Here is a 24,671-nt window from a genome sequence, read left to right on the forward strand (position 1 = left end):
GGCTCCGCGGGTAGACTCGCCGTCGTGGCACATGGAGCACGGCCGGCAGCGCCGAAACAGCAGAAGACGTCCGCACAGCGCCCCACGGCGGGTCGTGGCGCGAACGGTGGACGATCGGGCAACCCCGCACGCAGCGGTGGTCGCAAGACCCCCCTCGCGAAGCCGGCGACCTTCGGCGACTGGGTCGGTGCTGCGCGGATCCGCACGCTGCCGATGGCCGTCGCCCCCGTGCTCATCGGCACCGGCGCCGCGACGATCATCGCGGGGCCCGGGGTCTACCACCCGGTCCGCGCGCTGCTCTGCCTCGTCGTCGCGCTCGCGCTGCAGATCGGCGTCAACTACGCCAACGACTACTCCGACGGCATCCGCGGAACGGACGACCTGCGGGTCGGCCCGAGCCGATTGACCGGTTCCGGCGCGGCGAAGCCCAAGACGGTCCTCACCGTCGCGCTGGTGTTCTTCGGGATCGCGGCCGTGGCCGGCATCGTCCTCACGATCCTCACCCAGTTCTGGTGGCTGCTCCTCGTCGGGGCGGTCGCGATCGTCGCCGCCTGGTTCTACACGGGCGGAAAGCGTCCCTACGGGTACTTCGCGCTCGGCGAGGTCTTCGTCTTCGTGTTCTTCGGCCTCGTCGCCACACTCGGCACCACCTTCGTCCAGGTCGGGACCGTGAACCAGGAGGCATGGTTCGGCGCGATCGGCGCGGGCCTCATCGCCTGTGCCGCGCTCGTCGTCAACAACCTCCGCGACCTCGAACAGGACAAGGCGGTCGGGAAGCGCACCCTGTCGACCTTCATCGGCCGGATCGCGTCGAAGGTGCTCTACTGCGTCCTGCTGCTCGTGCCGTTCGGCATCGCCGCATTCCTCGCGCTGTTCTACCCGATCGCCTGGTTCACGATGTTCGCGCTGCTCGCCGCCATCCCGGCGTGCGTGATCGTGCTGTTCTCCACGACGGCCAAAGAGCAGATCCTGGCGCTCAAGCTGACGGGGCTCGTGCAGCTAGCGTTCGGGGTGATCCTCGGTCTGGCGTTCTTCTACACGCCCGGCATCGCCGGCTGACGACGCTTCCGGCGTCGCCGCGCTCGCATCGAGCGCCGCGTCCTCGGAGTCCTCGTCGTCGTGCGGCGTCGGCTTGTCGCCGTGTCGACGGGCGTACAGCTCCTGCGCGACGGTCTCCCGCGGGGTGCGCAGGAAGATGTAGGACACGCAGAGCCCGATGATCGCGGCGATGATCGCGGCGACCCAGGGCTGCAGACCCGTGAGGAAGACGAGGAGCAGGAGCGGCACCACGAACGCCAGGAGGCGGAGGATGGTGTACCGGACGGCGGCGGGAACGCGTTTCACCACATAAGTCTAGGCGTCCCGCCTGAAGGCAACCCCAGGTAATCACGTCACCTGGCGTTTACGATGGAGACATGGTTCGTCTCTGGATCGGCCTCGCCGTCGCGGCAGTCGTCTTCATCGTGTACTCGGTGGTCGACTGTGCCACGATGCCGCGCGACCGTGTCCGAGGGATCAGCAAGACCTCGTGGATCATCGCCATCCTCCTCCTGCCGGTCATCGGCGGAGTCCTCTGGTGGATCATCGGCCGGGTCCGTGCTCCGAAGGCCGTGCCCCGTGGCTCAGCCCCGGACGACGACCCGGACTTCCTCAAGAAGCTCGACGCCGACCGCGCGCAGACGAAGCGCATCCGCGACCTCGAGGACGAGCTCAACCGCTTCGACGACGAGTCGGGTGAGAGCCCGGATGCGACGACGCACGACGACCCCGCGCCAGGATCAGACACGCCCGACGACGGCTCCGGCCGCAGACCGCCTGGCGCCCCGAGCGCCTCGTGAACCCGTCCGCCGCTCCCGAGCCCGTCGGCTCGGCTCCCTCGTCGAGCCCGGCCAGCGCGTCGGCATGGTCGCTCCTCGACGCGCTCGTCGCCGCGGGTGTCTCCGACGTCGTCGTCTGTCCCGGCTCCCGGTCCCAGGCGCTCGCGCTCGCCGCCGCCGAGCTCGCGGCCTCCGGACGGATCACCCTGCACGTGCGCATCGACGAGCGGGTCGCCGGCTTCCTCGCCTTGGGCCTCGGCGTCGAGACCGACCGTCCGGCCGTCGTGATCACGACCTCGGGGACGGCGACCGCGAACCTGCATCCGGCGGTCCTCGAGGCGCATCACTCTCGCGTGCCGATCATCGTCCTCACGGCCGACCGGCCGGCCGAGGCGCACGGCATCCGGGCGAACCAGACGACGAAGCAGGACGACCTCTACGGATTCGCCGCGCGCCTCGCCGTGGTCGTCGAGACCCCGACCGGTGAATCGGGTGAGCAGGACGCCGCCCGCGATCTCGCCCGGCGGGCGTACCGAGCCGCGACGAACGTCCTCGACCCGGGCCCGGTGCACCTGAACCTCGCGTTCCGGGAGCCGCTCTCGGGCAGCTTCGAACCCGAGGTGACCGAGCCGGCCCCCGATGTCCCGGTCGCGACGGACGCCGTCACGGAGGCACCGCTCTACCCGGGTCGACCGCATCTCGTGCTCGAGCGTGGACCCAGGACCCTCGTCGTCGCCGGGCACGACTCCGGCCCGGCCGCCGAGCAGCTCGCGGCGGACGGCGGGTGGCCGCTCATCGCGGAGGTGTCGAGCGGAGCGCGGTTCGGGCGGAACGTCATCGCCGCCTACCGGGAGCTGCTGCGCGAGGATGACTACCGCGAGGCCGTCGAGCGCGTCGTCGTGTTCGGCCACCCGACACTCAGCCGCGAGGTCCCGCTCCTGCTCCAGCAGCCGCAGGTCGAGACGATCGTCGTCGCCCCGGCCGGAGCCGAGGTCTACAACCCCGGACGACGGGCCGACCGCATCGTGTCCTCGGTAGCCGTCGAGGCGGGTCCCGGGGATCGCGCTTGGCTCGGAGCGTGGGTCGTCGGATCCCGCGAACGGGTGATCGACCCCTCGCCCGCAGCACCCGATCTCGACGGGCTGCACTCGACGACACCCGCCGAGCGACTGGCCTCCGTCCGGGCCGAGCTCGAGGCCGTCCGCCTCCCGGTCAGCCGCGAGGTCCTCGTCGACGCGGTCTGGCGTGCCACCTGGCCGCACGACCGTCTCGTCGTCGGTGCGTCGAGGCTCATCCGCGTGGCCGACGGTCTCGTCCCCGGCCGCAAGATCAGCGTGCACGCCAACCGCGGACTCGCGGGCATCGACGGCACCATCGCCACCGCCACGGGGATCGCGCTCGCGAGCCAGGCCGACGGCGGTCCCGGTGTGACGCGGGTGCTCCTCGGCGACCTCGCCTTCCTCCACGACGTCGGAGCGCTCCTCCTGGACGACGGCGTCGCGCCGCGTCTCCAGGTGATCGTCGGCAACGACGGCGGTGGCACCATCTTCGACGCGCTCGAGGTCGCCCAGAGTGCACCCGGAGCGCTCTTCGACCGCGTCCAGTACACGCCGCAGCACGTCCGGCTCGAGTCGCTCGCGACGGCCTACGGCTGGGAGTACCGCTCGGCCCGCACCCGCACGGAACTCGACCAGGCGTTCACCGCGCCGGTGACCGGTCCCGTCCTCATCGAGGTCCCGCTGCCGCGCGCCTGATCCGTGGGTCCTCCCGGGGTCGACTTCCGACGCGACCTGCGGCCACAATGGGCGGATGACGGCATCGAAGCACGCATCGACCTGGACCGCGCCTCCTCGAGACACCCTGCGCGTGGGTGAGGGGTTCAGCCTCGCCGACGTCGATCCCCGGTCGACGCCGGGCTTCGACGGCGACAAGCAGCAAGGCAGGCTCGAGCTGGACGCGGGGGTGCCCGCCCTGTCCGAACTGCAGGAGCGACTCTTCGCGGCGAGCACGCAGGGAGCCCCGGAAGCGGTGCTCCTCGTCCTGCAGGCGATGGACACGGCGGGCAAGGGTGGCATCGTCAAGCACGTCGTCGGCTCCGTCGACCCGCAGGGCGTGCACCACTACGCCTTCAAGAAGCCCTCGGAGGAGGAGCGCTCCCACGACTTCCTCTGGCGGGTGGAGCCGCACCTGCCGAAGCCCGGTCAGATCGGCGTCTTCGACCGCTCGCACTACGAGGACGTCCTCATCGGCCGGGTGCGTCGGCTCGCGGAGCCGGACGAGATCGAGCGCCGGTACGGAGCGATCAACGACTTCGAGGCGGGGATCGTCGCGAGCGGGACCCGCATCGTCAAGGTGATGCTGCAGATCAGCGCCGACGAGCAGAAGGAACGGCTCGCCGATCGGCTCGCGCGTCCGGACAAGCATTGGAAGTACAACCCCGGCGATGTGGACGAACGGGAGCTGTGGCCGGCGTATCAGGACGCGTACCAGGTGGCGTTCGAGCGCACGAGCACCGAGGCAGCCCCGTGGTTCGTCGTGCCGGCGGACCGCAAGTGGTACGCGCGCATCGCGGTCCAACGTCTGCTGCTCGACGCCCTCGAGGACATCGATCCGCAGTGGCCGCCGGCCGACTACGACATCGCCGTCGAGCAGGCGCGACTCGCGGCGAGCTGAACCGGTGGGGCCTCGGCTCAGCCGAAGGCCTCCACGATCGGACGGAACTTCATCTTCGTCTCGACGAGTTCGGTCGCGGCGTCCGAGTCGGCGACGATGCCGCAGCCGGCGTAGGCCGTGATGTCGCCGTCGGGTGCGATCTGCGCACAGCGGAGGGCCACCGCCCACTCGCCGTCGCCCGAGGCGTCCACCCACCCGACCGGACCGGCGTAGCGACCACGGTCGAACGGTTCCAGCTCGCGGATGAGGGTGACGGCGTCGCGGGTCGGGGTTCCGGCGACGGCGGCCGTCGGGTGCAGGCCGTCCATGAGGTCGAGCGAGGACGAGCCGTCCGAGAGTCGTCCGTCGATGTCGGTCGCGAGGTGCCAGAGGTTCGGCAGCTTGAGGGTGAACGGGACCTCGCTGCGGCGCAACTGCGGACTGTGAGATTGCAGCGCCGTCAGCACGGACTGCACGGCGAACTGGTGTTCACCCTGGTCCTTCGCGCTCGTCATGAGTGCGACGGCCTGGTCGTGGTCGCTCTCGGCGTCGGGACCACGCGAGATCGTGCCGGCGAGGACGCGCGCCGAGACGGCACCCCGATCCACTCGGACGAGCGTCTCCGGGCTCGAGCCGATGAAGCCGTCGACCGCGTAGGTCCAGCAGTCGGGGTAGGCGAGGGCGAGGTCGTGGAGCACCCGGCGGCGATCCGCTTCCTCGGGGAGGTGCCCGGCCAGGTCGCGAGCGAGCACGACCTTGCTGAGGCCGCCGGCCTTGATGCGGGCGATGGCGCGCTCGGCCGAGTCGAGATACCCCTCGCGGCTCTGCACACCGGGGGTCAGCTGGATGCGGTACTCCGGCCCGTACGCCGTGGTCACGGGATCGACGTCCTCGGCGCCGTCGCCGAGGGAGACCCGCGTGATGAAGCTCGCGTCGGGGTACCGGCCGATGATCGTGCGCGGCACGATGAGGACGCTCGTCGCGGATGACTCGTCGTCGAAGGCGAACGTGCCGAACGCGACCAGGCCGGTCCCGGGCCGCCGCACCTCGTCCGTCACCACTGCTGCGGCGCAGACGTCCCGCCAGGCCGCCGCGGCACGCGTGAACCGGTCGGGGCCAGAGAACTCCAGGCGGAGCGCCTCACCCAGTCCGACCAGCCCGTGACCCTTCCGCACCCAGAGGAGCGGCGAGGTCTGGTCGGCGAACGGGAGGAGCTGGCGCGGGTCGTCGATGGCGACGGTCTGGGCGACCAGTGACGAGGTCAGGGGAATGGTCACCGTTCAACCCTACGCCCGCGCAGGAGGGGTCACTCCCCGCCGCAGCCCGACCGGTGGCGGGGTGCTCACGGCCTGGTCGGTGGGGCGTTCACCGGCCGGGCGTGCCGATCGTCTGCAACCCGGTGACCCCGAGCAGCGCGAGTTTCGCCGCGTCCTCGGTGCCCGGTGCGGCCGTGTAGACGACGATGCGCAGGTCGCCGCCCGGCGTGGACAGGACGTCGCAGTCGACGGTGATCGGTCCGACCGGCGTCCGCGTGACCGTCTTGCGGCTCGCCCGGTGCTCCGCGACCCTGGCCTCCGCCCAGCGCCGCTCGAACTCGGGCGACACCGATCGCAGCCGGGCCACGAGTCGAGCCAGCTCGTCGTCCCGCGGGTAGCGCCCGACCGCGGCCCGGAGGTCTGCGGCGAGGTCGCTCGCGAACTCCTCCTCGTGCTGCTCGTCGAAGTCGGTGCCCTCGTGCCCCGCGGTGAAGTGCCGCCACACCAGGTTGCGATCGTCGCCGACGAGGGCGGAGGGATCGCCGTTCACCGCGGCCCACAGCGGGTTCCAGAGCAGGATGTCGTGGGCGGCGGAGAAGACCGCCAGTGGCACGTCGCCGAGCCGGTCGACGATGCGCTGAACACCCGGACCGATGTGCCGGGGGACGACCCCGGGCGGTGGTGGAGCGGCTCCGGCGACCCGGTAGAGGTGGTCGCGCTCCTGATCCGTCAGTCGGAGGGCGACCGCGAGCGCCCGGAGGAGTTGCGGCGAAGGGTTCTTGGCGCGACCCTGCTCGAGCCTGACGATGTAGTCCACGCTGATGCCGGCGAGGGCGGAGAGCTCCTCGCGGCGCAGGCCGACAGTCCGTCGTCCTGGGCCGGCGGGGAGACCGACTTCGGCAGGGGAGACCCGTTCGCGCCAGGCCCGGAGCACACCGGCGAATTCGTCCATCCGGCCATTGTGCCCCCGGCGGCGGTCCGCATCCTGGTACTGCCGGTCCTCCTGTCGACCGGGGCCTGGCGGGCCGACCCTGCCGGGCGGAGCATGGACCCATGACCACCACACTCATCACCGGGGCCAACAAGAGCCTCGGACTCGAAACCGCACGCCGACTGATCGACGCCGGCCACACCGTCTACGCCGGCATGCGCGACCTGGGCCGTGGCGATGCCGTCGCCGCACTCGGCGCCCACCCCGTCCAGCTCGACGTCACCGACCAGGCGAGCGTCGACGCGGCCCTCGCGGCGCTCCCGGAGCTCGACGTGCTCGTCAACAACGCCGGCGTGCTCGGCACGTCCTTCGGCGTCGACGACCTCGCGCCGGAGTCGATGCAGGACGTCCTCGACACGAACGTCGTGGGTGTCGTCCGCGTCACCCAGGCGGCATTGCCCCTCCTGCGCCGTTCGTCCCGTCCCGTCATCGTGAACGTCGCCTCGGGGGTCGGGTGGCCGCGCTTCCTCACCACCGAGGGGGCCGACGAGTTCGCGGTGCCGACGATCCCGTACGCCGCGTCGAAGGCGGCCGTCATCACGCTCACCGTGCAGTACGCGAAGAACCTGCCCGGGTTCCGGGTGAACGTGAGCGACCCGGGCTACACGGCGACCGACTTCAACGGGCACGGCGGCCACCAGACGGTGACCGAGGGGACGGACGCGACCGTCGCGCTCGCCCTGCTCGGTCCGGACGGTCCCACCGGCGAGTTCCACAACCGGCACGGACGCATCGACTACTGAGCGTGAGTCTGGGAGCCGTGCTCGGACGGCCGGCTCCCAGCGGCGCGGACGTAGGATGGAGGGGTGAACCGCGCCGACCTCTCCAAGCAGCCCGAGCAGGTCTCGGCCATGTTCGACGACGTCTCGACGAAGTACGACCGCATGAACGCGGTCCTCTCCGTCGGGAACGACGCCCTGTGGCGCATCGCGACCACTCGTGCGGTCGGTCCGGCCGCCGGTGAGCGCATCCTCGACCTCGCCGCCGGCACGGGCACGTCCTCCGCGGCGCTGGCCCGCAACGGGGCGCAGGTCGTGGCCGCCGACTTCTCGCCCGGGATGATCGCCGTGGGTCGCGACAAGTACGCCGACCGCTCCGACATCCAGTTCGTCGAGGCCGACGCGACCGACCTCCCCTTCGCCGACGAGGAGTTCGACGCCACGACGATCTCCTTCGGCCTCCGCAACGTCGTCCGCCCGAAGGACGCCCTCGCCGAGATGCTCCGGGTCACGAAGCCCGGCGGCCGGATCGTCATCTGCGAGTTCTCCACGCCGACGTTCGGGCCCATGCGCGCCGCCTACAACCTCTACCTCGAGCGGGTCATGCCGCTCGTGGCGGGCGTCGCATCGTCGAACGCCGAGGCGTACACCTACCTGAACGACTCGATCCGCGCCTGGCCGAGCCAGCCGGAGCTGGCCGCCTGGCTGCGCGAAGCGGGCTACGAGCACGTTGCGTACCGCAACCTCACCGGCGGGATCGTCGCCCTGCACCGGGGACTCAAGTCGGCCTGAGTCGCGTCACCATCGGGGTTCGTCTCGGCATTCCCGAGGGGTGGAACCGGTTGATCCCGTCACTTCGCATGAGGCGGGGCGACTGATTCCGTAGCCCGGTCCCGAACGGGAGCATTGACACACGGGTGCACCCGGCCCTACCGTTCCGTCATGACAGCACAGGACACGGCCCGCGGGTCGCAGCCGGCATCACCCACCGGCGGCAAGGGTCTCGCCACCGGCACCCTCGGCCTCTTCGGCTCCGTGATCATCGGCCTGGCGTCGACCGCGCCGGTGTACTCGCTCGTCGCGACGCTCGGGTTCGTCGTGCTCGCCGTGGGCGCCCAGGCGCCGATCGCCTTCATCGTCGCCTTCATCCCGATGCTGTTCATCGCGTTCGCCTATCGCGAGCTGAACCGCGACGTACCGGACTGCGGCACCACCTTCACCTGGGCGACGAAGGCCTTCGGCCCGGTCACCGGCTGGATCGGCGGGTGGGGCGTCGCGCTCGCCGGCATCGTGGTGCTCGCGAACCTCGCACAGATCGCGGGGCAGTACCTGTGGCTGCTCATCGGCGACGGTTCCCTCGCCTCGAACGTCCCACTCGTCACCGCCACCGGTGTCGTGTTCATCGCCCTCATGACGTGGGTCTCGTACCGCGGCATCGAGCTGGGGGAGCGGATCCAGAACATCCTCCTGGCGATCCAGTACCTCGCGCTCGTGCTGTTCGCCGTGTTCGCCTTCATCGGCGTCGCGAACGGCACGGCTCCGAACGCCACGCCGGTCTCGCTCGACTGGTTCAATCCGTTCGCCTTCGGCGACTATCACGGGTTCATCGAGGCCGTGCTGCTCGCGTTGTTCATCTACTGGGGGTGGGACACCTGCCTGGCCCTGAACGAGGAGACGAAGGACCCGCAGAAGATCCCGGGTCGCGCAGCGCTCATCTCGACCGTCGTCCTCCTCGTCACCTACGTCACGGTGACGGTCGCCGCCATGGCCTACGCCGGGCTCGGCGACACGGGCACCGGGCTCGGCAACGAGGACAACGCGAACGACATCTTCCTCGCGCTCAAGGACCTCGTGCTCGGCCCCTGGGCCTGGATCCTCGTCGTGGCCGTCCTGATCTCGGCCGTGTCCTCGACGCAAACGACGATCCTGCCGACAGCTCGTGGAACGCTCTCGATGGCCGCCTACAAGGCGCTCCCGAAACGGTTCGCGACCGTCCACCCGACGTTCAAGACCCCGTCGTTCTCCACACTCGTCATGGGCATCGTGGCGATCGTCTACTACGTCGGCATGACGCTCGTGAGCGAGAACATCCTCGCCGACTCGATCCTGTCGCTCGGACTCGCGATCGCCTTCTACTACGGCATCACCGGGTACGCGTGCGTCTGGTACTTCCGCAAGGTGCTCTTCCGCTCCGCACAGGACTTCTTCTTCAAGGGGCTGTTCCCGCTGCTCGGTGCGCTGATGCTCACCTACGCCTTCGTGCAGAGCTGCATCGACATGTTCGACGTGGACTACGGCTACACGGTCCTGTTCGGTGTCGGCGGCACGTTCGTCATCGGGGTCGGTTCGCTGGCCTTCGGGTTCGTGCTCATGCTGCTCTGGTACGGCCGCAAGGCCTCGCGGCCCTTCTTCCGCGGGGAGAGCCTCAACCGCGACACCGAGGTCCTCGTGCCGGACGAGCCGATCGAGTACGGCCGCTCCGTCGACGGTGGTCTCACCTGATCTCCGGGTCCCTCCTCCCTCCGGTCCCTGAGCCTTCCTCCGGTCCCTGAGCTTTCCTCCGGTCCCTGAGCTTTCCTCCGGTCCCTGAGCTTGTCGAAGGGCATCTCCCGGGGTCGTCCAGGCGGGCCCGGCATACTGGAGGGATGTTGGACACCCTGCCAGGCGGCCCGTGGATCTGGGGCATCGCGATCGTCGGTCTCGTGCTCGTCGTCATCCTCATGAACGCCAGGCGGGCGAAGTCCGCGTTCGTGAAGCCGTACGAGCGCTACGACACCACGGAGATCCCGCCGGACACCCCGGGCACCCGCGAGTTCATCGTGCGAGACGACGCGACCGGTGCGCGGCTCCAGTTCGTCGCGTCGGGGCCGTCGGCCAGGATCGCCCTCGTCGTCGTGCCACCGAAACACCTCGGGACCGGCGTCGAGGCCGGCCTCTTCCGCGCTGCGCTGCCGACCGCTCAGGGCGTCGACGCCTGGACGTGGCCGCCCCTCAACACCGACGGGTACTCGATGCTGCTCGACCTCGCGCACGAGTTCCCGCACCTGGCGTTCTACGACGCCGAGGGCGTGCGACTCCGCTGATTCGAGCCATGTGGTCCGACCACAGCTGCCAATCGCCTGACCGCGCCCGTCGATTCCGGTCCTCCGGCACCGGTGACGGGCTGCCCCGGCTAGGCTAGGGCTGTGAATCCCAGCGCGACCCGCCGTGTCAGCAACCTGGCCAGCCAGGCCGGGCTTGCCGAACGCATGTTCGCGACCGGTGCAGACCGCAAGCTCGCCAAGACCATCGACGACGGCGTGGCCCGCCTCGAGATCGGTCTGGAGGAGCAGCTCGGGTTCACCGACGACCTCGTGGACGTCACCGCGCGCTATCTGCTCGAGGCCGGCGGCAAGCGGGTTCGCCCCCTGCTCACCATGCTCATCGCCCAGCTCGGCGACGGCATCACCGACAACGTCCTGCGGGCGGCCGAGGCGATCGAGATCACCCACCTCGGTTCGCTCTACCACGACGACGTCATGGACGACGCCGACAAGCGTCGAGGCGTGCCTAGCGCCCACCAGGTGTTCGGCAACAACACCGCCATCCTCACCGGCGACCTCTTGTTCGCGCGCGCCAGCCAGATCATGGCCGACCTCGGCGAGCGGGCGATCCGGATCCAGGCCGCCACGTTCGAGCGCCTCGTGCTGGGGCAGCTGCACGAGACCACCGGTCCTCGCGAGGGCCAGGACGAGGTCGAGCACTACATCCAGGTCCTCGCCGACAAGACCGGGTCGCTCATCGCCGCCGCGGCCCGGAGCGGCGTCATCTTCTCCAACGCCCCCGAGGCGTACGAGAGCGCGGTCGTCGAGTTCGGCGAGAAGGTCGGCATCGCCTTCCAGCTCATCGACGACGTCATCGACCTGTCGCCGCAACCGGAGGAGACCGGCAAGGTCCCCGGCACCGACCTCCGGGCCGGCGTCGTCACCCTCCCCATGCTCTACCTGCGCCGCGAGGCCGTCGCCGACCCCGAGGCGGCAGCGCTCGTCGCCCGTCTCGACGCCGAGGTCACGGAGACGGACCACGACCCCGTCCGGTTCGCCGCGCTCGTGGCCACCCTGCGCGACCACGCCGTGACCGCGCGGACCTTCGCCGAGGCCCGGCAGTGGGCGGACGAGGCGATCGCTGCACTCGCACCACTGCCCGACGGCTCGGTCAAGAAGGCGCTCATGCACTTCGCGAAGGCGATCGTCGACCGAAGGAGTTGATGGCCGCGCCGCTCCACCGGGGCGGCACGGCATCCCAGATGCGCATGCATGACGGCCGGAGCGCTCCACCGGCAGCACCCGGAACCCCGCACGGGGACACGAAAGGAACCACCGTGACCAAGCTCAGGCTGGCCATCGTCGGCGCAGGACCCGCAGGCATCTACGCGGCGGACATCCTCCTCAAGGCGGAACGGAAGTTCGACGTCTCCATCGACCTCTTCGAGCAGCTTCCGGCCCCGTACGGCCTGGTCCGCTACGGCGTCGCGCCCGACCACCCGCGTATCAAGGGGATCATCAACGCGCTCCGCGACGTCCTCGACCGAGGCGACATCCGGATCTTCGGCAACGTCCGCTTCGGCGTCGACATCACGCTCGACGACCTCAAGCACCACTACAACGCCGTGATCTTCTCCACGGGCGCCGTCGAGGACGCCCCGCTCGACATCCCGGGGATCGACCTCGACGGGTCGTACGGTGCCGCGGAGTTCGTGAGCTGGTTCGACGGACACCCCGACGTCCCACGCACCTGGCCGCTCGAAGCGGAGTCGATCGCCGTGATCGGCAACGGGAACGTCGCGCTCGACGTCGCTCGCATGCTCGCGAAGCACCCGGAGGATCTGCTCCCGACGGAGATCCCGGCCAACGTCCACGAGGGGCTGCAGCAGTCGCCGGTGACCGACGTGCACGTCTTCGGGCGTCGCGGGCCCGCACAGGTGAAGTTCACGCCGCTGGAGCTCCGCGAACTCGGGGAGCTCAACGACGTCGACATGATCCTCGCCGACGAGGACTTCGACTACGACGACGCGTCGAAGGCGGCGGTGGCGAGCAACAAGCAGGTCATGGTCATCGACCGCGTCCTGCAGCAGTGGCGCAAGCGCGAGACCGGTCAGGCCTCGCGCCGACTGCACCTGCACTTCTACGCGAAGCCGGTCGAAATCGTCGACGACGGTTCCGGCAAGGTCGCCGCCTTCCGGTACGAGCGGACGAGACCAGACGGTCAGGGCGGGGTCGAGGGCACGGGTGAGATCCGCGAGGTGCCGATCCAGGCGCTCTACCGCGCGGTGGGGTACTTCGGAAGTCCGCTGCCCGGCGTGCCCTTCGACTCGAGGCACGGCGTGATCCCCAACCACGAGGGCAAGGTCCTCCACCCCGAGAGCAACGAGCGCGTCCCGGGTGTCTACGCGACCGGGTGGATCAAGCGTGGTCCGGTCGGCCTCATCGGCCACACGAAGTCGGACGCGATGGAGACCATCAGCCACGTCATCAACGATCAGGCGGACTGGTGGGCGCCGGCCGAACCGGAGGAGGAGGCCGTCGTCGCGCTGCTCGAGTCGCGCGGTGTGGCCTACACGGACCTCGAAGGCTGGCACCTCCTCGACCAGCATGAGATCGCGCTCGGTGAACCACAGGGTCGCGCCCGCATCAAGGTGGTGCCGCGTGAGGAGATGGTGGCGATCTCGCGTGCGCAGCCCTCGGGCACCGGGACACCGTCTGCCTGAGCCGCGCCTGCGATCCCGCCGATCGCCCCGCGTCAAGCCGCTCGACGGAACCCGGTTCCGACGGGCGTCGGTCACTATGCTGGACGGATGACCGACCCCAACGCGCCCCAGAACGTCCCGTCGGAGCAGCCGACGTCCGTACCGCCGTCCGAGCCGCCGGCATTCGTCGCCGACGGCCGGCAGCAGCACCAGCAGCAGCCGCGGTACGGGGAGATGCACCCGGATCCCGTGCAGCAGCAGTGGAACCAGGCGGGTCAGCAGACCCCGGCTCCGCAGCAGGGTGGCCAGTGGGGCCAGCCGCAGAACGGTGAGCAGGCGGGCCAGTGGGGTCAGCCGCAGCAGGGCCAGTACGGCCAGCCGCCGCACCCGGGCCAGCCGCAGCACACCGGCCAGTACGGTCAGGACACGGGGCAGTACGGTCAGCCGCAGCAGACCGGTCAGTACGGAGCCCCCCAGGGTCAGTACGGTCAGCCGCAGCAGGGTCAGTACGGTCAGCCGCAGCAGTACGCGCAGGCTCCGCAGAAGGCGCCGAACCCTCGTGCACGCGAGACGCGTCTCGCGCTCGTGTCGGTCGGCATCGCAGCGGGTATCGCTGCGGCCGTCGCACTGGTGGGCATCATCGGGTCGTTCTTCAGCATCTCGGAGTACTTCCCCGTCGGTGACGTCCTGCTGGGCTTCGGTGCGAACCTCGTGAACATCGCCCTCTGGGGCGCAGGGGCGGCACTCATCCTCATCATGGTCCGTCCGCTCACGCGGGTCCGGACCGCCCGCGACCTGATCCAGTCGGTTGGTATCGCGGCAGCTGTCGGCACCGGCGTCCTACTGCTCGTGGTGCTCATCGTCACCATCGTGCGCGGTGTCGTCGAGCAATACGGCACGCCGGCGTTCTTCGTCAACCAGGGCTTCCTGTCGCCGATCCTCTACGGGGTCACCCTCGCGGGCTTCCTCACGATCGGAGCCGTGCTCGCGACGCGGTTCGTCGCACCCGAGGGCCTCGCCGACGCTCCGCACGAGCAGCACAGCGGTCAGCAGCACGGTCAGCAGTTCCTGCAGGGTCAGCACGAGCAGCAGGGCCAGCACCAGCAGGGTCAGCACGACCACGGCTCGCAGCAGCACGGTCAGGCGCAGCAGCCCTACGGACAGCAGCCGCAGGCCCCGCAGCAGCACAACCCGTACCAGCAGTAGTCGGAACGTCGGATGGTCGGCGGGCGAGCCCGACCATCCGCCCACCGATCACGGGGCGCGGTAACGTGGCGGTATGGCCGGATCTCGCGGGTGGACCGCCGACATCCTCGGCGAGGGCTTCCAGCAGCGCACGCTGACCCTCGAACCGGACGATGAAGGTGACGTCGTCGCGACCCTCGTCCGCTACCGGATGCCGCCCCTCGAGCAGCTCGGCGAGTTCCTGCTGCCCGACGTCGCGGACGGCATCGACGTCCTGTATGTCCACGGCTGGTCCGATTACTTCTTCCAACGCCACCTCGCGCGATTCTGGGCCAGGCTCGGAGCGCGGTTCTACGCACTCGACCTGCGCAAGTACGGCCGGAGCCTCCGCCCGCACCAGACGCCGGGATACGTCGACGACCTCCGCACGTACGACGAGGACATCGAGGCCGCGCTCTCGGTGATGGGGCACGGCTCCGACGAGCACGCCGCCGGGCGGCGGACCCGGCGCCGACTCGTCCTCCTCGGCCACTCGACCGGCGGGCTCACCCTCAGTCTCTGGACGGCCAGGAACCAGGATCGCGTCGCCGGTCTCGTCCTGAACAGTCCGTGGCTCGAATTCCAGGCGAGGCAGCTCGGGCGGCTCGCGATCGCCCCGCTCGTCCAAGCCGGATCGCGGATCGATCCGCGTGCCCAGCTCCCCGTCGTCGACCTCGGGTTCTACACCCGCTCCGTGTCGAGCACGATGGACGGGGCCTGGGACTACGACCTCGCCTGGCGGCCGCTCCACGGGTTCCCGCTGCATCCCGGGTGGTTGAACGCGATCCTGCGAGGGCATCGGCTCGTCGACGCAGGCCTGCAGCTGCGCGTGCCGGCGCTCACGCTGCTCTCGGCGCGGAGTGTCCTGCTGCCGCGGTGGAACGACGCGATGATGCGGAGTGACACCGCGCTCGACGTCGACGCGGTCGCGGAACGCGCGCTCGACCTGGGCGAGACCGTCACGATCGTGCGACTCGACGGCGCCTTGCACGACGTCTTCCTGTCCGAGGAGCCCGTCCGACAGCGCGCGTTCGAGCAGATCGTCGCGTGGGGACGCGGCTACCTCACGAAACCGCCGACCGCCGACCGCTAGCGTTCAGTGGGCGGGAGGTGTCGTCGCGAGCCCATCGGACGGCGCGGATCCGGTCGCCCGGCGGCGAGCCAGTCGGCGTAGCTGTGGTTCGCACTGATCGCGCACCAGCACGGGACGCCGACCTCTTGGCCGGCGCGCGAGGTCCGGAAGAGTTCGAGATGCGACCCGTCCGCGGGTCTCTGGTGATCCACTGCTCCACTCCAACCATCGAGCCCGCTCGCGCGGGTGCGGTTCGTCCGGCACCGTGCCGAACGGGAGCCCACCGGATCGGGTGCTCCGGTGAAGAGAGTGGTGCGGAGGTCGATCATGACGCGATCGAGGTGATCGACCGCGTCCGACCAGCTAGCGGTAGTTGACGAACTGGAGGTCGATGTCGAGGTCGGCGCCCTTCAGCAGCGCCATGGTGGCCTGGAGATCGTCACGGCTCTTCGACGAGACACGGAGCTCGTCGCCCTGGATCTGCGACTTGACCGACTTCGGGCCCTCGTCGCGGATGAGCTTGTTGGCCTTCTTCGCGATCTCCTGGCTGATGCCCTCCTTGAGGGTCGCCTCGATCCGGTACTCCTTGCCGCTCGCGAACGGGTCGCCGACCTCGAGGCTCTTGAGCGAGATGCCGCGCTTGATCAGCTTCGACTCGAAGACGTCGAGGATCGCCTTCACGCGCTCCTCGGTGTTCGCCTTCATGAGGATCTTCTCGCCGCTCCAGGCGATCGAGGCACCGACGTTCTTGAAGTCGTACCGCTGCTCGACCTCCTTGTGCGCCTGGTTGAGGGCGTTGTCCGCCTCCATCTTGTCGACCTTGCTCACGACGTCAAACGATGAATCTGCCATGTGGACCATGGTAGCGCCGGTGTCGCTCAGGCAGGTGTGGTTGGGTGGGTGCGATGCGCAGCCCGGTGAAGCAGGACCAGCGGACCATCGTCGGACGACGAGGGGCGCTCGCCGGAGCGACCCTGGTGATCGGTGTGCTCGTGTTGAGCGGTTGTGCTCCCGAGCCGGCCCCCGTCCCGTATGCGGTTCCCGTCGAGCTCCCGCCGAAGAGCGACGCCCCCGACGGCGGTGTCGCGAACGTCGACCTCGCCGATCCCCAGTGGATCACCGAGGTCGCCGAGGCGAGTGGCATCCCCGAGCGCGCCCTGCGGTCCTATGCCGGTGCCGCCATCCGCAAGGCCGAGCTGACGCCGGAGTGCGGCATCGGCTGGACGACGATCGCGGCTGTCGGGTTCGCCGAGAGCGACCACGGTCGCCACGACGGCTCGAAGCTCGGTGAGGACGGCGTCGTGACACCGCCGATCTTCGGTGTGCCGCTGAAGGGTGGCGAGACCGAGGAGATCACCGACACCGACCGGGGGCTCATCGACGGCGACCCGGTCCACGACCGTGCCGTCGGCCCGTTCCAGTTCATCCCGCAGTCATGGGAGAACTGGGGGACCGACGCGAGTGGTGACGGCGTGCTCGACCCGCAGAACCTCGACGACGCGGCGATGGCTGCCGCGAACTACCTCTGCCGGGCGAGCGACTACGACATGCGGACGGAGGACGGCTGGCTGAGTGGGATCCGGGCGTACAACTCGTCACCCGAGTACCTTCGGCGGGTCGCCGCCGCGGCGAACGAGTACGCCGAAGCCGCGCCGTCCGACAAGCGCTGAGCGGCTCGGTGACGGATGCCGATGCTGATTTCGCGTCCGGCGGTCTGACAGCTATATTGGTCAAGCGCTTTCGGTTGGCTGTTCGAAAGTCGGTCGGGCGCGCTTGGCGAGTTACCCTAGCGGCCAAAGGGATCTGACTGTAAATCAGACGGCTCAGCCTTCGGGGGTTCGAATCCCTCACTCGCCACGGACAAATCGCCTCATCCTCCGGATGGGGCGATTTTTCGTGGTGCTGGCGAGCTGGGGAACCCCGCCGGTCCCTGAGCCCGTCGAAGGGCACACGGAGAACCTCGCGAATCCGGTGCCCTTCCTTCGGTCCCTGAGCCTGTCGAAGGGCGCACGGAGAACCTCGCGAGTCCGACGCCCTTCCTCCCGGTCCCTGAGCCCGTCGAAGGGCACCCGAGGAGACCTCCACAACCGACCGACTCGGCATCTGGAATGTCAGTGGTCCATGGTGGACTTGTCCCATGACCGAGACCACCCTCACCGCGACCCGCGTCGGCGACGAGTACGCCGCGCAGCTCGCGGAGTTCTCGGACGAGTGGGCGGACCTCCACCGCCAGCAGGCCGTCCTGGACGCACGGAAGGCGCGCCTCCTGGCCCGTTCCGCCGCCTACGCGGACGCATTTGCCGACGCCACCGTCCCGGCGATCTTCCCGCCGGCCGAGCGCCAGGCCCTGTCCCGTCGCTCCACCTGTGCCGCCCTCGCGATGGCGACCCGGATCCCGGAGCGGACGATCCAGCGTGCGACCAACGACGCCGAGCGGCTCGTGAACGACGCACCGGCCGTGCTGGCGTCGCTCGAGGCGGGCCGTATCTCGGCGCGGCACGCGCAAGTGATCACGGACCAGCTCTGCGACGTCCCTGCCGCTGGCCGGGCGGTGTTCCTCGAGCAGGTGCTGCCGGTCGCCGAAGACGCGACCGTCTCGCACCTCCGGCAACGCGCCCGCGTCCTGCGCGAGCGCCTCCATCCGGAATCGATCACCGCCCGTGCCGTCCGCTCCGAGGCGGATCGCCGGGTGGAATTCGAGCCCGCAACGGATGGCATGGCCTGGGTGCATCTCTTCACCACCGCGCCCATCGCCCAGGGCATCATCGAACGGGTTGAAACGGCCGCCGCCGAGTCACGCGCAGCCGGCGACACCCGCACCTGCGCACAACTGCAGGCGGACGCACTCGCGGCGCTCGCCCTCACCGGTGTCACGCCGGAAGATGTCATGTCGAGCCCGGTGCTCCCGCACCCGATCGAAGTGCAGGAACACATCGTCCCCACCGTCCAGATCACGGTCCCGGCGCTCAGCATGGCCGGTGTCTCTGACGCCCCGGCAACCCTGGACGGCTACGGGCCGATTGACCCCGAGACCGCCGCACGCATCGCGGTGAACGCTCCGCGCTTCACCCGGATCCTCGTCCAGCCTGAAACAGGTGCGGTCCTCTCGGTAGGGCGGAATCAGTACCGCGTTCCGGCCGACCTGCAACGCGCGGTCCGCCTCCGGGACGGCACCTGTCGGGCGCCAGGCTGCGGCAGACGCGCCAGAGCGTGCGACCTCGATCATTCGATCGCGTGGGAGGACGGCGGGACGACGGATGTCGGGAACCTCGCCTGTCTCTGTCGACATCACCACCGGATGAAGCACCTGCCCGGTTGGAACCTCCAACACGCACCCGGCGGCGTCCTCGACTGGACGACACCCGACGGGAAACACCACCGGACAGAACCCGATCCGGCACCGTTCTAACCCCGTCGACGAAGGCTCCTTCGTGGGCACTTCGACAAGCGCAGTGACCGGGAGAGGCGTACTCGGAACGATGAGGCATCCTCGTGGACACTTCGACAAGCTCAGTGACCGGAAGAGGCGTGCCCGAACCGGTTCGGTCCCTGAGCTTGTCGAAGGGCACTCAGGTCGTGCCACCTCGGTCTGCGGGGGAGGTGCGCCCGGAACGAGGAGGGTTCCTCGTGGGCACTTCGACAGGCTCAGTGACCGGCGGAGGTGTGCTCGGGAACGGTTCGGTCCCTGAGCCTGTCGAAGGGCACTCAGTTCGAGCCGCCATAGGGTGGTGGGGTGACCGGACACGAAGAACTCCTCCAGATCGCCACCGACATCGCCGCAGAGGCCGGCGAGCTGATCCTGCGCCGACGCCGTGAGGGCGTCGAGATCGCCGCGAGCAAGTCGTCGGTCGAGGACGTCGTGACCCGAGCCGACCGCGAGTCCGAGCAGTTCATCCGCGACCGCCTCCTCGCAGCACGACCGGACGACGGATTCCTCGGCGAGGAGACCGGCACAGAGGGCGGAGCGACGGGGACCTCCGGCCTGACCTGGGTCGTCGACCCCATCGACGGCACCGTCAACTACCTCTACGACATCCCTGCGTACGCCGTCAGCATCGGGGTCGTCGAGGGCGAACCGGACCCGGCCACCTGGACCGCCCTCGCCGGAGCCGTGGTGAACCCGGTCCTGGGTGAGCACTACACCGCCTCCCGCGGCGGTGGCGCACGACTGAACGGCCGCACCCTCGAGGTCAACCGAGGCGTGGCACCGAACGTGGCGCTGCTCGGCACCGGCTTCTCGTACACCGCCTCGCGGCGCATGGAGCAGGCGGCCGTGCTCGGCGCCCTCCTCGGGACCTTCCGCGACGTCCGTCGGATCGGCTCCGCCGCACTCGACCTCTGCAGCGTCGCGTCCGGCCGCCTCGACGCCTACTACGAGAGCGGCCTGAAGCCGTGGGACCAGGTCGCGGGCGCACTCATCGCTGCCGAGGCGGGCGCGACGGTCGCCGGCTTCGACGGTGCCCCGGCCACCACGCAGCTCATCATGGCAGCCGATGCGCCGCTGCTCGCGGTCCTCGAACGGCTCCTCGTCGAGCAGGGCTTCGCAACGCCGACCGGGTGAAACTCCATGCGCGCTGGCGCCGCTCGCGGTAACGCTCCGGTGGCGACTCGTTCATAAGAGAACTCTCATATGGCTCCTGATCAGGTATTTCCCGAGTAAAACCGAGCACTGCCATGGCTTTTTCAGCCTGCCGTTGTTAGCATTTATGCATTCGTTACCTTCGCGTTCCCCCGCGCGGATGGACGTCGAGACCTTCCTGCAAGCCCATTGAAAGGCCCCCGCCCCCTTGTCACGTCATGCCAGCCCTGAGGACACCCCTGTGCTTCCCGACCCTCAGGACCCGCAGAACACGTCTGTGGAGAACGACGCTGCACCCGTGCAGACGCCGCCGCTCAGCCGCCGTGAACTCCGCGAACGTGAGCGTCAGGCGGCGGCCGCCCTGGAACACCAGGAGTCCGTGCTGCAGGACCCGACGCACGAGGCCAGCGCCGACCAGGAGGAGACGGCCCCGGCCGTCGACCCGGTCGACCAGATGATCGCCGAGGCGATCGACGCCGTGCACACCCCCGATGTCTCCGACATCGCGCCGGTCGAGGCAGAGCCCCTCATCACCGAGCCTGCCGTGGCTTCCGACTCCACTCCGGCCACCGAGTCCATCACCGTGACGGTCGACGCGTCCACGGTCGACGCCCCCCGCGGGCGCCGCGCAGCTGCACCGAAGCCGACCTCGAAGCCCCGCGCATCATCCCGCCAGGCCGCCGCACCGGCGTCGCCCCGCCCCACGAGCATCGCGCGCAAGCGTCGCATCACCACCAAGATCTTCGCGGGTGCCGCGATGGGCTTCGTCGCCCTCATGGCCGTGGCCACCTCCGTGCCCGCCAACGCGCTGCTCACCGCTGAAGACGTCGCGACCTCGGTGGCCGAGGCCTCGCAGGCAGAGCTCGGCGACGGCAACGGGCTGAGCAACCAGGCGTCGCAGTCGCTCGACAGCGAGGGTTCGGCAGAGCTGACGTTCACCCGCGACGACTACACCACGAGCACCGTCGAGGAAGCCGCCGCCGCGATGGGCATCCGCCCCGCGAACACCTTCACGAACAACCCGAACGGGACGATCCAGTGGCCGTTCGCGGTCGGCGTCACCATCGGTGACCGCTTCGGTGCCCGCGACTGCGCCGGGTGCTCCAGCGACCACCACGGCCAGGACTTCAACCCCGGTAACGGCGCGCCCATCCAGGTCATCGCCGACGGCGTCGTCCGCCACGTCGAAGACGGTGAAGGCTCGCTCGGCGTCAACGTCATCGTCGACCACACCATCAACGGCCGCCTCGTCTCGAGCGTCTACGCGCACATGCAGCACGGCTCGGTCCGCGTGACCGAAGGTCAGGCGATCAAGGTCGGCACGATCCTCGGACTCACCGGTAGCACCGGTATGTCCACCGGTCCGCACCTCCACTTCGAGATCCGACTCGACGGCGTCACCTGGGTCGACCCGCTCGAATGGCTCTACGCGAACGTCAACTGACGCCGCGGAACCCGACACGTCGACTGCCTCGCCCGACTTCCGGGCGGGGCAGTCCTGTTTCGCCCCGGGGACTTCCTGCGGTCACTGAGCTTGTCGAAGTGCCCACGGGGTACGCCGCCCTTCGACAGGCTCAGGGACCGGTGGTGGGGCTGAGGGACCGGTGGTGGGGCTGAGGGATCGGTGTTGGGGCTCAGGGACCGGTGGTGGGCCTGAGGGATCGGTGTTGGGGCTCAGGGACCGGTGCTCGGTCTTCGGGACCGGGTCTTCACGTGCAGGGACAGGGCACGGAACGACGAAGGCCCGCCCGGCTGCTGCCGGACGGGCCTTCACTGAGACGCTGGAGGGTTTACTGACCCTGCTCCTGGTACTTCGCCTCGGTGGCGGCCTTCTGCGGCTTCCACCACGACTCGTTGTCGCGGTACCAGGCGATCGTGTCGGCGAGGCCGGCCTCGAAGTCGCTGAACGCCGGGGTCCAGCCGAGCTCCGTGCGCAGCTTCGACGAGTCGATCGCATAGCGGAGGTCGTGGCCGGGACGGTCGTTCACGTGGTCGTAGGCGTCCGCCGGCTGGCCGAGCTGGGTGAGGATGAGCTCGACGACGTCCTTGTTGTTCTTCTCGCCGTCGGCACCGATGAGGTACGTCTCGCCGATGACCCCCTTGTCGAGGATCGTGAGGACGGCGGACGAGTGGTCGTTCGCGTGGATCCAGTCGCGGACGTTCTCGCCCGTGCCGTACAGCTTCGGGCGCTCACCGCCGAGCACGTTCGTGATCTGGCGCGGGATGAACTTCTCCACGTGCTGGTACGGACCGTAGTTGTTGGAGCAGTTCGAGATGGTCGCCTTGACGCCGAAGGAACGCACCCACGCGCGGACGAGGAGGTCGCTGCCGGCCTTCGTCGAGGAGTACGGGCTCGACGGGTTGTACGGCGTCTGCTCGGTGAAGCGCTCCGGGTCGTCGAGTTCGAGGTCGCCGTAGACCTCGTCGGTCGAGATGTGGTGGAACCGCGTCCCGTGCTTGCGAGCCGCCTCGAGCAGCGTGTACGTGCCGATGATGTTCGTGTCGAGGAACGGGCGCGGGTCGTGGAGGGAGTTGTCGTTGTGCGACTCCGCCGCATAGTGCACGACGGCGTCGTGACGGGCGAAGAGCTCGTCGACGAGCGTCGCGTCCTGGATGTCGCCGACGACGAGCTCGAAACGATCGGCCGGGAGGCCGTCGAGTGAGGCGCGGTTGCCCGCATAGGTCATCTTGTCGAGGACGGTCACCGAGTGATCGGTGTTGTTCAGGACGTAGTGGACGAAGTTCGAGCCGATGAATCCGGCGCCGCCGGTAACGAGAAGTCTGGACACGGTAGACGAGTCTACCCGGCGGTCTCCGGATACCGCGGGGGAATCCGGCTGTCGCTCAGTGACCGGGCAGGATGCGGCGCAGCAGGTTCGTGTTCGCGAGGTCGAGCAGTTCGTCGCCGCGGCCCGACATGACCGTCCGGAGGGCGTACAGGGTGAACCCCTTCATCTGCTCGGCGGTGATCGTCGGCGGGATCGACAGCTCCTGCCTGGCGGTCACGACGTCGACGAGCGCCGGACCGTCGTGGTCGAAGGCCCGACGGATGGCACCCTCCAGCTCGCTCGCCCGCTCGACGCGTTCGCCGTGGATACCCATGCCCTCGGCCACGCGGGCGAAGTCGGGGTTCTCGAGGTCGGTGCCGTAGTTGACGAACCCGGCCGCCTTCATCTCCAGCTCGACGAAGTTGAGCGAGGAGTTGTTGATCACGATGATCTTCACGGGCAGCTTGTTCTGGGTGAGTGAGATGAGCTCGCCGAGCAGCATGGTGAGTCCACCGTCGCCCGCGAGCGCGACGACCTGACGACCCGGGTGGGACGCCTGCGCCCCGAGCCCGTGCGAGACGGCGTTCGCCATGCTGCCGTGGCTGAACGATCCGATGAGTCGACGCCGCCCGTTCATGGTGAGGTAGCGCGAGGCCCAGACGACGGGGGAGCCGACGTCGGGGATGAACACGGCGTCGTCCGTCGCCAGCTCGTCGACGACCTTCGCGAGGTACTGCGGGTGGATCGCCTGACCGTCGTGGTCGGCCGTCGCCAGATCGTCGAGCCCCTTCCGCGAGCTGCGGTAGTGCTTGAGCGACTCCTCGAGGTGCTTGCGATGGGTCTTGCGCTCGAGCTTCGGCAGCAGCGCGTCGAGGGTGTCGCGGACGGTGCCGACGAGTGGGAGGTCCACCGGCTGTCGGCGGCCGATCTGCTCACCGCGGATGTCGACCTGGATGACGGTCGCGTCCTCGGGGAAGAATTGCGGGTAGGGGAAGTCGGTGCCGAGCATGAGGAGCACGTCGCACGACAGCATCGCGTGGTAGCCGCTCGCGAATCCGAGGAGGCCGGTCATGCCGACGTCGAAGGGGTTGTCGTATTCGACGTGCTCCTTGCCCCGGAGGGCGTGCACGATCGGTGCGGCGAGGGCGTCCGCCGTCTCGATGAGTTGCGCGTGAGCCCCCGCGACACCCGCACCGGCGAGGATCGTGACGCGCTTGCCGTCGTTGAGGATGCGTGCGGCCTCGTCGAGCTCGTGCTCCGACGGCAGGATCCGAGGCTGCGTGGCACGGATGGCGGAGACGTGCTCGCTCACGGCCCGTTGGAGCATGACATCGCCCGGCACGACCACGACGGCCACGCCGCGGCGCTCCACGGCGGTGCGCATCGCGATCTCGAGCACCCGCGGCAGCTGCTCCGGGACGGACACGAGCTCGACGTAGACGCTGCACTCGCGGAACAGTTCCTGGGGGTGGGTCTCCTGGAAGTAGGTGCTGCCGATCTCCGAGCTCGGGATGTGCGCGGCGATCGCGAGCACCGGCACCCGCGAGCGGTTCGCGTCGAAGAGGCCGTTGATGAGGTGGAGGTTCCCGGGGCCGCAGCTCGCCGCGACGACCGCCAGCTCGCCGGTCAGCTCCGCCTCCGCAGCTGCGGCGAAGGCGGCCGCCTCCTCGTGACGCACGTGCACCCAGTCGATGCCGCCCGAGGAGCGGAGGGCGTCCGTGAAGCCGTTCAGGGAGTCGCCCGGGAGGCCGTAGACGCGTTGCACACCGCTGGCCTGTAGGGTTGCGACGACGGTTTCAGCGACAGTGGACATGGGTGCTCCTCGCAGCAGACGACTCGGCCCGGGTTCCCCGGCCCCTCCATGGTCC

At 69.5% G+C, this 24,671-nt stretch carries 22 protein-coding genes and 1 tRNA gene; 17 read left to right on the top strand and 6 right to left on the bottom strand.

What is annotated here, in order from left to right; genetic code table 11:
* Window positions 1-24: 24 nt before the first annotated feature.
* Window positions 25-1,059 (top strand): 1,4-dihydroxy-2-naphthoate polyprenyltransferase, encoded by a 1,035-nt coding sequence (locus tag HOW07_RS12250; protein WP_121292643.1) that lies wholly within the window; start codon window positions 25-27, stop codon window positions 1,057-1,059.
* On the opposite strand, the gene HOW07_RS12255 is transcribed toward HOW07_RS12250, so the two are convergent.
* Entirely contained in the window at window positions 1,000-1,344 is a 345-nt protein-coding gene (locus HOW07_RS12255; protein WP_064294643.1) for a DUF4229 domain-containing protein, read from the bottom strand. The two genes, HOW07_RS12250 and HOW07_RS12255, sit on opposite strands and share 60 nt — an antisense overlap.
* A 71-nt stretch (window positions 1,345-1,415) precedes the next feature.
* Here HOW07_RS12255 and HOW07_RS12260 point away from each other — a divergent pair, with 71 nt between their 5' ends.
* From HOW07_RS12260 to HOW07_RS12270, 3 genes are read left to right on the top strand one after another with little or no spacing between them, the layout of a single operon-like run.
* On the top strand, window positions 1,416-1,838 hold the full coding sequence (locus HOW07_RS12260) for a PLD nuclease N-terminal domain-containing protein (protein ID WP_064294595.1): 423 nt from the start codon (window positions 1,416-1,418) through the stop codon (window positions 1,836-1,838).
* Window positions 1,835-3,571, top strand: coding sequence for a 2-succinyl-5-enolpyruvyl-6-hydroxy-3-cyclohexene-1-carboxylic-acid synthase (gene menD, locus HOW07_RS12265; RefSeq protein WP_175117296.1), 1,737 nt, complete (start codon window positions 1,835-1,837; stop codon window positions 3,569-3,571). The genes HOW07_RS12260 and menD overlap by 4 nt, the downstream gene beginning before the upstream one ends.
* 55 nt (window positions 3,572-3,626) lie before the next feature.
* The gene (locus tag HOW07_RS12270) at window positions 3,627-4,490 is read left to right on the top strand and encodes a polyphosphate kinase 2 family protein (protein ID WP_121292646.1); all 864 of its coding nucleotides are present in this window, start codon (window positions 3,627-3,629) and stop codon (window positions 4,488-4,490) included.
* Between the two features lie 17 nt (window positions 4,491-4,507).
* Here HOW07_RS12270 and HOW07_RS12275 read toward each other — a convergent pair whose 3' ends face one another.
* Both HOW07_RS12275 and HOW07_RS12280 read right to left on the bottom strand, forming a co-directional pair.
* The gene (locus HOW07_RS12275; protein WP_371743668.1) at window positions 4,508-5,746 is read right to left on the bottom strand and encodes an isochorismate synthase MenF; all 1,239 of its coding nucleotides are present in this window, start codon (window positions 5,744-5,746) and stop codon (window positions 4,508-4,510) included.
* 88 nt (window positions 5,747-5,834) lie between these two features.
* Window positions 5,835-6,677 (bottom strand): helix-turn-helix transcriptional regulator, encoded by an 843-nt coding sequence (locus tag HOW07_RS12280; RefSeq protein WP_121292649.1) that lies wholly within the window; start codon window positions 6,675-6,677, stop codon window positions 5,835-5,837.
* A gap of 101 nt (window positions 6,678-6,778) precedes the next feature.
* Between HOW07_RS12280 and HOW07_RS12285 the strand changes: the two genes are divergently transcribed.
* The 8 genes from HOW07_RS12285 (at window position 6,779) to HOW07_RS12320 (ending at window position 15,477) form a co-directional block, all read left to right on the top strand.
* A complete protein-coding gene (locus HOW07_RS12285; RefSeq protein WP_121292651.1) occupies window positions 6,779-7,459 on the top strand; it encodes an SDR family NAD(P)-dependent oxidoreductase in 681 nt (226 codons plus the stop codon).
* 63 nt (window positions 7,460-7,522) lie between these two features.
* Entirely contained in the window at window positions 7,523-8,227 is a 705-nt protein-coding gene (locus HOW07_RS12290) for a demethylmenaquinone methyltransferase (protein WP_175117298.1), read from the top strand.
* A gap of 150 nt (window positions 8,228-8,377) precedes the next feature.
* Window positions 8,378-9,937, top strand: coding sequence for an APC family permease (locus tag HOW07_RS12295; protein WP_064294589.1), 1,560 nt, complete (start codon window positions 8,378-8,380; stop codon window positions 9,935-9,937).
* Between the two features lie 143 nt (window positions 9,938-10,080).
* A complete protein-coding gene (locus tag HOW07_RS12300; protein ID WP_175117300.1) occupies window positions 10,081-10,518 on the top strand; it encodes a hypothetical protein in 438 nt (145 codons plus the stop codon).
* A 102-nt stretch (window positions 10,519-10,620) separates the two neighbouring features.
* The gene (locus HOW07_RS12305) at window positions 10,621-11,682 is read left to right on the top strand and encodes a polyprenyl synthetase family protein (RefSeq protein ID WP_371743669.1); all 1,062 of its coding nucleotides are present in this window, start codon (window positions 10,621-10,623) and stop codon (window positions 11,680-11,682) included.
* A gap of 113 nt (window positions 11,683-11,795) precedes the next feature.
* A complete protein-coding gene (locus HOW07_RS12310) occupies window positions 11,796-13,181 on the top strand; it encodes an FAD-dependent oxidoreductase (RefSeq protein WP_079003279.1) in 1,386 nt (461 codons plus the stop codon).
* An 87-nt stretch (window positions 13,182-13,268) separates the two neighbouring features.
* Window positions 13,269-14,366: a hypothetical protein gene (locus HOW07_RS19180; protein WP_217485302.1), complete on the top strand. Its 1,098-nt coding sequence runs from the start codon at window positions 13,269-13,271 to the stop codon at window positions 14,364-14,366.
* A 73-nt stretch (window positions 14,367-14,439) separates the two neighbouring features.
* Window positions 14,440-15,477, top strand: coding sequence for an alpha/beta hydrolase (locus HOW07_RS12320; protein WP_071258686.1), 1,038 nt, complete (start codon window positions 14,440-14,442; stop codon window positions 15,475-15,477).
* A 342-nt stretch (window positions 15,478-15,819) separates the two neighbouring features.
* Here HOW07_RS12320 and HOW07_RS12325 read toward each other — a convergent pair whose 3' ends face one another.
* Window positions 15,820-16,308 (bottom strand): YajQ family cyclic di-GMP-binding protein, encoded by a 489-nt coding sequence (locus tag HOW07_RS12325; RefSeq protein WP_056014685.1) that lies wholly within the window; start codon window positions 16,306-16,308, stop codon window positions 15,820-15,822.
* Between the two features lie 53 nt (window positions 16,309-16,361).
* Here HOW07_RS12325 and HOW07_RS12330 point away from each other — a divergent pair, with 53 nt between their 5' ends.
* From HOW07_RS12330 to HOW07_RS19840, 5 genes are all read left to right on the top strand, one after another.
* The gene (locus HOW07_RS12330) at window positions 16,362-17,126 is read left to right on the top strand and encodes a lytic transglycosylase domain-containing protein (RefSeq protein ID WP_175117302.1); all 765 of its coding nucleotides are present in this window, start codon (window positions 16,362-16,364) and stop codon (window positions 17,124-17,126) included.
* Window positions 17,127-17,231: 105 nt separating this feature from the next.
* A tRNA-Tyr gene (locus HOW07_RS12335) sits at window positions 17,232-17,313 on the top strand.
* 280 nt (window positions 17,314-17,593) lie between these two features.
* Window positions 17,594-18,865 carry an HNH endonuclease signature motif containing protein gene (locus HOW07_RS12340; protein WP_175117304.1) on the top strand — a complete coding sequence of 424 codons (1,272 nt, stop codon included), beginning with the start codon at window positions 17,594-17,596 and terminating at the stop codon, window positions 18,863-18,865.
* A 324-nt stretch (window positions 18,866-19,189) separates the two neighbouring features.
* Window positions 19,190-20,017: an inositol monophosphatase family protein gene (locus tag HOW07_RS12345; RefSeq protein ID WP_064294581.1), complete on the top strand. Its 828-nt coding sequence runs from the start codon at window positions 19,190-19,192 to the stop codon at window positions 20,015-20,017.
* A gap of 316 nt (window positions 20,018-20,333) precedes the next feature.
* The gene (locus tag HOW07_RS19840; protein WP_147427062.1) at window positions 20,334-21,479 is read left to right on the top strand and encodes a M23 family metallopeptidase; all 1,146 of its coding nucleotides are present in this window, start codon (window positions 20,334-20,336) and stop codon (window positions 21,477-21,479) included.
* 346 nt (window positions 21,480-21,825) lie between these two features.
* On the opposite strand, the gene rfbB is transcribed toward HOW07_RS19840, so the two are convergent.
* Both rfbB and poxB read right to left on the bottom strand, forming a co-directional pair.
* Window positions 21,826-22,824 (bottom strand): dTDP-glucose 4,6-dehydratase, encoded by a 999-nt coding sequence (gene rfbB, locus HOW07_RS12355; RefSeq protein ID WP_071258697.1) that lies wholly within the window; start codon window positions 22,822-22,824, stop codon window positions 21,826-21,828.
* A gap of 55 nt (window positions 22,825-22,879) precedes the next feature.
* Entirely contained in the window at window positions 22,880-24,616 is a 1,737-nt protein-coding gene (poxB, locus tag HOW07_RS12360; protein ID WP_175117306.1) for a ubiquinone-dependent pyruvate dehydrogenase, read from the bottom strand.
* Window positions 24,617-24,671 lie beyond the last annotated feature (55 nt).

The organism is Plantibacter sp. MCCC 1A11337, from assembly GCF_013349365.1.
GTDB classification, from domain to species: domain Bacteria; phylum Actinomycetota; class Actinomycetes; order Actinomycetales; family Microbacteriaceae; genus Plantibacter; species Plantibacter flavus_A.